This window comes from uncultured Helicobacter sp., assembly GCF_937893305.1.
GTDB lineage: Bacteria > Campylobacterota > Campylobacteria > Campylobacterales > Helicobacteraceae > Helicobacter_D.
In genome coordinates this window covers 152,319-162,147 of sequence record NZ_CALBGN010000001.1, presented here as the reverse complement: position 1 = coordinate 162,147, position 9,829 = coordinate 152,319, and the positions used below count along the sequence as shown (strand labels likewise).

The window sequence follows — 9,829 nt, the reverse complement described above, 5'->3', positions numbered from 1 at the left end:
GCAAAAAAGGAAGTGGAATTATAGCTAGAAAAGCTTAAGGGGAGATTAAATGAAAAAAACAGAATTATCTCCAACGTTTATACTCATAAGAAATTCCCAAACTATCACACCATTTCCCCATCAACAACTCTTCCATTTCTGCTACGCTACTCCCAACATAATATCCAAAAATCGGTGGTGCTATCACAACTCCTAATTTTGAAAGTTTTAACATATTTTCTAACATAATTGCACTAAATGGCATTTCTCTAACACCTAAGAGCAATCTACGATTTTCTTTTATCATCACGCTTGCCGCACGCAATAACAAAGTATCACTAATCCCACACGCAATTTTCGCCAACACATCACTTGAACAAGGGATCACAGCCATTGACTCACACACAAAAGATCCACTTGCAATACACGCCCCTAAATCTTCATCATCTAGCATTTTTAGATTCCATATTTCTCTAAAGTCAAACTCCACTTTCTCTTCAAGCTCTAAAACTTTCTTAGCACCCTTTGAAAGCACACAATATTTTTCTAAGTTATTAGGCAAAGCTTTTAAAAACTTTAGTCCAAGCCCAACCCCACTTGCTCCACTAATCCCTATAATAATACGCTTCATAATAATCTCCCCTTGCCCTCTTCTATGATCTCCACTTCATAAGTTTTTTTTCCATTAATCACGCGTGCTTTTATCACATCGCCTATGGCAGCGTCTTTTTGCGCTTCTAATACAAACTCCAACAACACACCATTTTCTACCACACTAATTAAAATTCTATCCCCTTTTTTAACAACGCGTTTAGGGATTAAACGATCTCTAGTGATTACCACACTTTTTGGCGTGTAAGAACGCACTGCTACTTTTCCCATTTCATTTTCTTCCATTAAAGGACTACTAATGCGTTCAAATGGAATCCAAACCAAATGCGCATTATTATAATTTACTCCTTTTCTTCCGCTAATTGGCTCACTACTTTCAATTGCTTGTAATTTTGCATCAATAACATACTTAAAATACACTTTTCTATTTCGTATTTGCTTATTTCTTTGTTCTCCTATTGTAATATCAAAACTTCCTGCATTACGCTTTAGCAACTTTGCAGGGAAATCAATAGATTTAATGTCTTCTTCCTTAAAATTTACAGGAGTAATTTGCTCTAAATGGATTGCTTCAATTTGAATATTATTCTTTTTATATTCTTTCAAAAACTCTGCTAAAATATGATTCTTAATCCCTTGTTGATCTCCACCAAATGCACGCTTAAAGGTAACAATAGGCACTTCAGCCCCCACAGCAATACCTTCATTTTCAAAGGCTTTGATAATTTGACTGCTTTTAACTTGATAATTATTAGAGCTAGTTGGAATCTTAAAAAGCAAAAAATCCTTTGAAATCTCTTCAAACAAGTCTTTTGCATACACTTCTTCATTACTAAACCGATATTCTTTTTGCAAAATAAAATAATCTAACCCAAATACACTATTTACACATACAATAAATGTTAAAAAGAAAATTATTTTTCGCATTTTTCCAATCTTATTTTTGAAATTCTTAGTGCATTCCCCACTACGCTTAGAGAGCTTAATGCCATTGCAGCCCCTGCAAATGCAGGCTGCAAGACAATTCCAAAAAAAGGATAAAGCGCCCCTGCTGCAACAGGAATTAATACGATATTATACAAATATGCAAAAAATAGATTCTCTTTAATGTTGTGCAAGGTTGCTTTTGCTAGATCAAAAATTTCTACAATCCCCCACAAATCGTTTTTCAAAAGCAGCACATCACCCACTTCTTGAGCTAATTGGGTTGCTTCAACAAAGGAGATTCCAAAGCTTGCTTCCTTTAGCGCAAGAGCATCATTAATTCCATCTCCTACAAAACACACACTACCTTTTTTAGAGAGCTCTGCGACAATTTCTGCCTTTTGCACAGGCGCAACAGAAGCAAAAAATTCCGTAATTCCAAGTTCTTTAGCTACTTTTTCTACACTCTGTATATGATCTCCACTTAAAATTACAGGAGTGATTGCACGCTTTTTAAGAGCATCAATCGTGGCTTTTGCATTTTCTTTAATAGAATCTTGCAAATAAAATAAAGCTAAAATCTCTCCATCTCCAGCGAGCACAATAGCATTTTCGTTTTTTGGCACGCTAATCTTAGTGCAAGATTCCACCCATTGTGATTGCCCAAAGTAATATTCAATTCCACAAATTACCCCTTTAACGCCTTTTGCGATTTCATACTCTCTGCTCTCTAAAGAAAGTGTTGCAGAATCCTTTGCAAACTCTAAAATTGCTTTTCCAATGGGGTGTGGATTATTTTGTTGCAAAGTTTTTGCCACAGATTTCATAAATGTTTCTCCCTTTTGCGTCAAAACCTTGCATTCTCTAATTGCAATCTCTCCTTTTGTAAGCGTTCCTGTCTTGTCAAAAACAATAGTTTGAATTTGTTGTGCTTTCTCATAAATATCTGGAGTTTTAATTAAAATCTCCAAATTCTTAGCACGCATACTAGCACACACGATAGCTAGGGGAGTAGCAAGTCCTAAAGCACACGGACAAGAAATCACTAAAACACAAGCAGCAATAGAGAGTGCAAAAGCCAAACTCTCCCCTAATGCTATCCATATCACAAACGCAAGCAAGCTAACTACCACTACACTTGGCACAAACACACTTGCAATCTTATCTGCAAGTCTGCCAATAGGAGGTTTTTGGCTCTGTGAAATCTCTAATAAATCTAGCATTTCATAAACAAAAAACGCATTAGAATCTTTTGTTGCTTGGATTGTAAGTTCCCCATTCAAAACCAAACTTCCCCCAACCACTTCCACCCCACTCTCTACAAGCTTTGGCAACTCTTCTCCATTAATATGCGCACTGCTCACTTCCGCCTTGCCACTAAGCACCACGCCATCAAGTGGAATCTTTTCTCCACTTAACACCAAACACACATCATCTTTACGGATTTTATCTATTGCAACCCACTCTGTACTCTCTTGCGCAAAATGAGATTCCAACTTTAATAGCCTTGCTTGTGCTGGCAGCAAAGTTGCAAGCATTGCTACACCATCACTTGCCTTTTTTTTCGCACTTGCTTTTAAATATTCTCCAACAAGCACGAAGCAAATCACTGCACTACTGCCCTCAAAATAAAATCCACTCTCCCCTAAAACAAACAAATACACAGAATACACATAAGCTACACTTGTGCCAAGTGCAATTAAAACATTCATATCCGCAGATTTTGTTTTTAAAAAACTTTTAGACCCCTTATAAAAAGGATATCCACAATAAAACTGCACAACGCTTGCTAAGACTAGCTGAACAACTCCACTCCAAAAACTATGGAATCCCCCCATATGCAAGATAAAAATCCCCAAAAAAAGTGGAATCGCCGCATACAAACGTCGTTCTAAACTCTTAACATACAACACTTCTTGTGCTTTAGAATCATCAAAACTTGCTGGAAATCCATAAGAAGTGATTAAATCTATAATTTCTTTAGCAGAAATTTTTGTATCTTCATAAGCGATTTTTGCACGCCCACTAATTGCGTTAATTTTAATATTTGTAATAGATGGAATCTTTTTTAGATTCTTTTCAATGGTAGCAGAACACGCACTACAATGCATTCCGCTAATATTTAGCTTCACAATCTTCATTTTATTCCTAAAAAATTATATTTAATGAGTTTTAAATTTATAACACTTTATAATCCCACTTTCAAAATTTTAACAATTATTTCTTTTTTTTTGCAAGGCACAATATGATAAATCGTAAAAAAATTTATAATCCAAACTCCCAAGAAAGCGTCAATGAACGCCGTATTTTTGGAGGAAATCCCACAAGTATTTTTGAACTTAATAAAATTAAATATCAATGGGCTTACAATCTTTGGAAAGTTATGCTTGCAAATTCTTGGTTTCCAGAAGAAGTTAATATGACACAAGATAAGCGCGATTACTCTGATGGCTTAACCCCAGAAGAAAAAATCGGTTACGATAGAGCCTTGGCGCAACTGATTTTTATGGATTCTTTACAAACAAACAACTTAATTGATAATGTCAATCCCTATGTAACAAGCCCAGAAATTAACTTAATTCTAGTGCGTCAAGCCTTTGAAGAAGCCCTACATTCTCAAAGCTATGCAGTAATGGTAGAATCCATTTCTGCAAATACTGATGAAATCTATGAAATGTGGCGCACAGATATTCAGCTTAAAAGTAAAAATGATTATATCGCAAATGTGTACGAAGAACTTGCTGTAAATCCCACAGAATCTACGCTTTTAAAAGCAATGTTTGCCAATCAAATCTTAGAAGGTATCTATTTTTACAGCGGTTTTGCATTTTTTTACACGCTAGCAAGAAGTGGAAAAATGTTAGGGAGTGCGCAAATGATCCGCTTTATTCAGCGTGATGAAGTTACACATTTATTACTCTTTCAAAATATGATTAACTCTCTTAAAAAAGAAATGCCACATCTTTTTACTAAAGATTTAATTGAAGAAGTCTTAGAAATGTTTAGAGAGGCTGTGCGTGTGGAATCTGCTTGGGGTGATTATATTACACAAGGACAAATTTTAGGACTTACAAGCGAGATTATTCACGAATATATCCGTTACCTTGCAGACAATCGCTTAACGCGTGTTGGTTTGCCTGCACTTTACAATGCAAGACACCCGATAAAGTGGGTTGATGCTTTTAGTTCTTTTAATGAGCAAAAAACAAATTTCTTTGAAGGAAATGTTACAAATTACGCAAAAGGGAGTATTAATTTTGATGATTTCTAAGACACTTTATTCTTTACAGGTTAAAACAAAGCAAAATTTTGAAGAAAATTTGGAGCATTTACGCAACCTTATTATTCAATGTCAAAGCGATTCTATTATTCTAACGCCAGAAGTGTGTTTGACAAATTTTTGCTATCAAAAGATGGACGAAGCAAGTGAATTTGCAAAAGAAGCAACTACGACGCTACTAACGCTATCAAACGATCGCACCATCGTTACTACAATGATTGAAAAATATCGCGATGGTTTTTATAATAATTTAAAAGTTTTTCACAAAGGCGAACTTCTTCATAAGCAAAGCAAACATAAGCTTTTCCCTCTAGGCAACGAACATTTACATTTTCAAAGTGGAGATATTACAGAAATTGCACCCTTTAAGATTGATGGCTTAACTTGTGGTGCAATAAATTGTTTTGAGTTGCGCTTTATTGAGCTTTGGCAAAGACTTAAAGGCTGTGATTTGATTTTTGTCCCAGCACAATGGGGTAAAGAGCGCAAAGACAACTTTGAAACCCTAACAAAAGCTCTAGCAATCACAACGCAAAGCTTTGTTTTAGCAAGCAGTGGCGCAAATGACACTTGCGCTAAAGGAAGTGGAATCATTACCCCATTTGGAATAGCAACGATAGATGATAACAAAGAAATCATTGAAGCAAAAGCAGATTTTAACGCCGTTACACAGGTGAGAAAATACATCAATATCGGACTAAACTAAAGATATGCAGGCTTTAAAAACTGCAAATATGGTGCTTGAAATCTCCAAGCGTTTTCCCCTTAGTCCACAAACTGAAAAGGCTTTTTTAAGTATTAATAGAGAGCTTTTTGTTCCTAATGGCTTTAAACATCTAGCATACGCCCTTGATGCTCTCCCTATGGGAGCAAGTCAATGGATTAGCTCTCCTTTAACTGTGGCAAAAATGACAGAATATTTACAAACTCAAGGTGCAGATTCTGTGCTAGAAGTTGGCTGTGGGAGCGGCTATCAAGCGGCAATTTTAAGTAAACTCATCCGTCGTGTTTTTAGTATTGAACGTATTGAAAAACTTTGGCTAGAAGCAAGAGAACGCATTAAACTTTGTGAAATTTATAATATCAACACAAAACTTGATGATGGACAAAATGGCTGGACGACTTTTGCCCCTTATGATAGAATCTTATTTTCTGCTTCTGCAAAGGAAATCCCACAAAGCCTAATTCATCAATTAAGCGAAGGTGGAATTCTAGTTGCACCAATACTTATAAACAACACACAAATTATCACGCGTTTTAAAAAACAAAATGGAATCTTAACACAAAAAGAAGAGCTTGAAAGTTGCGTGTTTGTGCCTGTTGTCAATGGACTAGAGCGTAACGCATTTTAAAGTTTTAAGCCTTCCACATAAGAAAGCGTCTTAAAAAGGGGGATAAACAGAAAAACTCTATTCTTAAATGGAAGGTGAGTGGAATTATAGCAAAATGTGAGTTAAAATTGCCATAAAAAATAAATTTTTCATTATTTCTTTTGATTTTATTATTGTGAGACTCCATATTTTTAAGATTTCTAACTCTAAGCACCCTAAAAGTTAGCTATAATTAGGCAATCATTAATTTTTGGGAAAACTATGTTAAATAATATCAAAACTTTAGAACCAAGACGCATTTATACAGCCCTTGTAATGCTTGTTGCCATTGTGCTAATTGTGATTTTTCATAGCCCACTTTTGTTATGGGGTGTGCTTGGAGTTGCGTTTTTAATCGGATTTTACGAAAGCTACAAACTCTATAACACCAAACAAGAGCAGTCAAACACGCCAAAACTTATATTTTGGATATTGGCAATTCTAGTTTGGATTAGTGTTTATTACTATGAATCCCCCATAGGAGCATTTGTAGCACTAGTCTTTTTGGGTGCATATCAAGGCTACACAAAATGTGGCAGGCTAGAACAAATGATGCCTTTTATCTACCCTACAATTCCTTTTATTTTTTTGTATTTACTCTATCTTCAATATTCTATTAATGCAATCATTTGGCTACTTTTTACTATTGGATTAACAGATAGTTTTGCTTATGTAGGTGGCAAAATGATAGGTGGCAAGCTCTTTAAAAACAGCGCGTTTTGCAAAACTTCTCCAAATAAAACGAAAGAAGGTGTGCTTGTTGGAGTTAGTATTGCAACCATTATTGGGACACTTGTTGGACTTGGTGTTTGTGGATTTTTTAATGCATTGCTTTTAACACTTATTACAAGTTTCGCTAGCGTGTTTGGAGACTTGTATGAAAGCCTTTTAAAGCGTCAAGCAAATGTAAAAGATAGCGGTGTGCTTTTCCCAGGTCATGGTGGAATCCTAGATCGCTTAGATGGATATTTCTTTGGCGTGATTATTCTTTATGCACTTTTAGGATTGATTCAACAATGATTATTTTAGGCTCTAGTGGTTCTATTGGCATAAACGCCCTTATGATTGCTGCACGCTATCAACTTCCTGTTGAAGTGCTAGGTGTTGGCAAAAATATCGCCTTGCTTAATGAGCAAATTTTACAATTCCAACCAAAATCCGTAATCATCGCAGACTCAAAAGATAAACATCTAATTACTCCTAAATTTAAAGGCAAGATTTACAACGGAGAAGATGGAATCTTACAAGCAATCTTAGAAGCGCAATCCAAACTTGTCATCAATGCACTTGTGGGCTTTATTGGACTTGCACCAACACTTTGTGCAATCTCTTGTCAAAAAAAAGTCGCCCTAGCAAACAAAGAAAGCCTTGTAGTTGCTGGTGATTGCATAGACACAAGACAGATTATCCCTATTGATAGTGAGCATTTTAGCCTTAGTTATCTATTAAACTTTAGCAAATCTCCTCGCCCTTTTAGAAATCTCTATATTACTGCTAGTGGTGGAGCATTCCGCGACACTCCTTTAAAAGAAATCCCACAGCAAAACGCCACAAGCGCATTAAAACACCCAAATTGGAAAATGGGCAAGAAAATCACGATAGATTCTGCAACAATGATCAATAAACTCTTTGAAATCCTAGAAGCCTACTGGCTTTTTGACTCTAAAAATCTTGATGCTTTTATTGAGAGAAACTCTCATATACACGCTCTTGTAGAGTTTTGGGACGGAAGCGTTGTTGCACATTTTGCAAATGCAAATATGCAACTTCCAATCGCTTATGCAATTTGCTTTGGATTAGGCTTAGAAGAAGAATTTTTAAGGGATTTTGATTCCACAAATCCACACAAAAATACTTCTATTATTGAGCGTTTAAACCCTAAAAACATCAATTACACACTGCAAGAAATTGATACAACACGCTATCCTCTATGGAATCTAAAAAGCGATCTATTGCAAAATCCAAAATTAGGGCTTGTGCTAAATGCGGCAAATGAAGTGGCTGTGGAAGCGTTTTTGCAAGACTTTATTGTTTTTGGCAAAATTACAGAGATTATTCAACGCGCATTAGAAACCTTTAAAGAACCAGATTTTAGAGATATAAACAGCATTAAAGCCTTAGATTTAGAAGTAAGAGATTACGCAAAATCGCTATTATAAATCTTGGATAGTTTTTTATTATTTATTGATTTACATTTTTTTGAAATAATACACACAAAACTTTAAGGAGTATTTTTATGAAAATCAAAAATTTACTACTTAGCGCACTTGTTCTTAGCAATGTTTTTGCCTTTGAAATTAGTGAATTGCCAAGTGTAATAAATCGCGAAACACCTGATGTTTCACAAACTAAAATCTACTCTTTTCACAACTCCATAAAAGAAGCAAAAAATGCTGTTGTGAATATCTCCACACAAAAAAAAGTTAAAGCACCAAATCTTCAAAATCACCCATTTTTTAATGATCCTTTCTTTAGGCAGTTTTTTGGAGATTCTTTTGGTGCAATGATTCCAAAAGATAGAGTAGAACGCAGTCTTGGAAGTGGTGTTATTATCTCAAAAGATGGCTATATTGTAACAAATAATCATGTCATTGATGGAGCCGACAAAATCCTTGTAGCTCTTCCAGAATCCAATAAGGAATTTGAAGCGAAAGTTATCGGCAAGGACGCAAAAAGTGATCTAGCCATTATCAAAATCAATGCAAAAGACTTACCATTTTTAAAGTTTGCCTCTAGCAATGATTTACAAGTAGGCGATATAGTCTTTGCCATCGGAAATCCTTTTGGAGTAGGTGAGAGCGTAACACAAGGGATTATCTCCGCACTTAATAAAAGTGGAATCGGGATTAATGATTATGAAAACTTTATCCAAACTGATGCTTCCATAAATCCCGGAAATAGTGGCGGTGCGCTTGTAGATAGTCGTGGTGGATTAATAGGGATTAACACTGCTATTCTCTCGCGCACAGGAGGTAATCACGGAATTGGATTTGCAATTCCTTCTGAAATGGTAAAAAAAATCGCTAAAGCACTCATTGAAGATGGCGTAATTGAACGCGGATATTTAGGTGTTAGCATTCAAGATATTGATAATGATTTAAGAGATGTGTATAAAAACCAAAAAGGAGCAGTAGTTATTTCTATTGAAGAAGACTCTCCAGCACAAAAAGGAGGCTTGCAAATTTGGGATTTAATCACAAAAGTTAATGGCATTAATGTAAAAAGTGCCGCAGAATTAAAAAATATCATTGGCACACTAAATCCTAACTCTAAAGTTACACTCACTATCTTACGTGATAAGAATGAAAAAACACTCACTTTAACACTTGCTAAGACAAAAGATACGATTAATGAAAAAATAAATAATGGTGCAAAAAGTGGAATCCCGGGTCTTGAAATAGAACCCTTAACCAAAGAAATAAAAAATCAATTTGGGATTCCAAACTCTATTGAAGGCGTTTTAGTAAGTCGCGTAAAACAAGGCTCAAGAGCTGATGAGTTAGGCTTTAATAGTGGGGATATTATCACACAAATTGAAAGCTATCGCATTACAAACATCAAAGAATTTAATCAAGCAATGCAACGCTATAAGGGACAAGCTAAAAGAATGCTCTTAAATCGCCGCGGGAGAATCTTTAGCATTGTGGCAAAATAATATGCTAGG

General features: G+C 35.4%; 9 protein-coding genes. 6 read left to right on the top strand and 3 right to left on the bottom strand.

The annotated features are described in order from the left end of the window. Positions 1-64: 64 nt before the first annotated feature. From Q0358_RS00730 to Q0358_RS00720, 3 genes are read right to left on the bottom strand one after another with little or no spacing between them, the layout of a single operon-like run. Positions 65-610 carry a UbiX family flavin prenyltransferase gene (locus tag Q0358_RS00730; protein ID WP_299545981.1) on the bottom strand — a complete coding sequence of 182 codons (546 nt, stop codon included), beginning with the start codon at positions 608-610 and terminating at the stop codon, positions 65-67. After that, a complete protein-coding gene (locus Q0358_RS00725; protein WP_299545979.1) occupies positions 607-1,518 on the bottom strand; it encodes a flagella basal body P-ring formation protein FlgA in 912 nt (303 codons plus the stop codon). Before Q0358_RS00725 ends, Q0358_RS00730 begins: the two co-directional genes overlap by 4 nt. Continuing rightward, positions 1,506-3,656, bottom strand: a complete 2,151-nt coding sequence (locus Q0358_RS00720) for a cation-translocating P-type ATPase (protein WP_299545978.1) — start codon at positions 3,654-3,656, stop codon at positions 1,506-1,508. Before Q0358_RS00720 ends, Q0358_RS00725 begins: the two co-directional genes overlap by 13 nt. A gap of 104 nt (positions 3,657-3,760) precedes the next feature. On the opposite strand from Q0358_RS00720, the gene Q0358_RS00715 reads away from it, so the two are divergent. The 6 genes from Q0358_RS00715 to Q0358_RS00690 all read left to right on the top strand — a co-directional run bounded on the left by Q0358_RS00715 (position 3,761) and on the right by Q0358_RS00690 (position 9,820). Further along, positions 3,761-4,786: a ribonucleotide-diphosphate reductase subunit beta gene (locus tag Q0358_RS00715; RefSeq protein ID WP_299545976.1), complete on the top strand. Its 1,026-nt coding sequence runs from the start codon at positions 3,761-3,763 to the stop codon at positions 4,784-4,786. Continuing rightward, on the top strand, positions 4,776-5,501 hold the full coding sequence (locus tag Q0358_RS00710; RefSeq protein WP_299545987.1) for a carbon-nitrogen hydrolase family protein: 726 nt from the start codon (positions 4,776-4,778) through the stop codon (positions 5,499-5,501). The genes Q0358_RS00715 and Q0358_RS00710 overlap by 11 nt, the downstream gene beginning before the upstream one ends. Positions 5,502-5,505: 4 nt before the next feature. Then, positions 5,506-6,147, top strand: a complete 642-nt coding sequence (locus tag Q0358_RS00705; protein ID WP_299545974.1) for a protein-L-isoaspartate(D-aspartate) O-methyltransferase — start codon at positions 5,506-5,508, stop codon at positions 6,145-6,147. A gap of 240 nt (positions 6,148-6,387) precedes the next feature. Further along, entirely contained in the window at positions 6,388-7,185 is a 798-nt protein-coding gene (locus Q0358_RS00700) for a phosphatidate cytidylyltransferase (RefSeq protein WP_299545971.1), read from the top strand. After that, positions 7,182-8,324, top strand: coding sequence for a 1-deoxy-D-xylulose-5-phosphate reductoisomerase (gene dxr, locus Q0358_RS00695; protein ID WP_299545969.1), 1,143 nt, complete (start codon positions 7,182-7,184; stop codon positions 8,322-8,324). The genes Q0358_RS00700 and dxr overlap by 4 nt, the downstream gene beginning before the upstream one ends. Before the next feature lie 77 nt (positions 8,325-8,401). After that, positions 8,402-9,820, top strand: coding sequence for a DegQ family serine endoprotease (locus Q0358_RS00690; protein WP_299545967.1), 1,419 nt, complete (start codon positions 8,402-8,404; stop codon positions 9,818-9,820). Positions 9,821-9,829 lie beyond the last annotated feature (9 nt).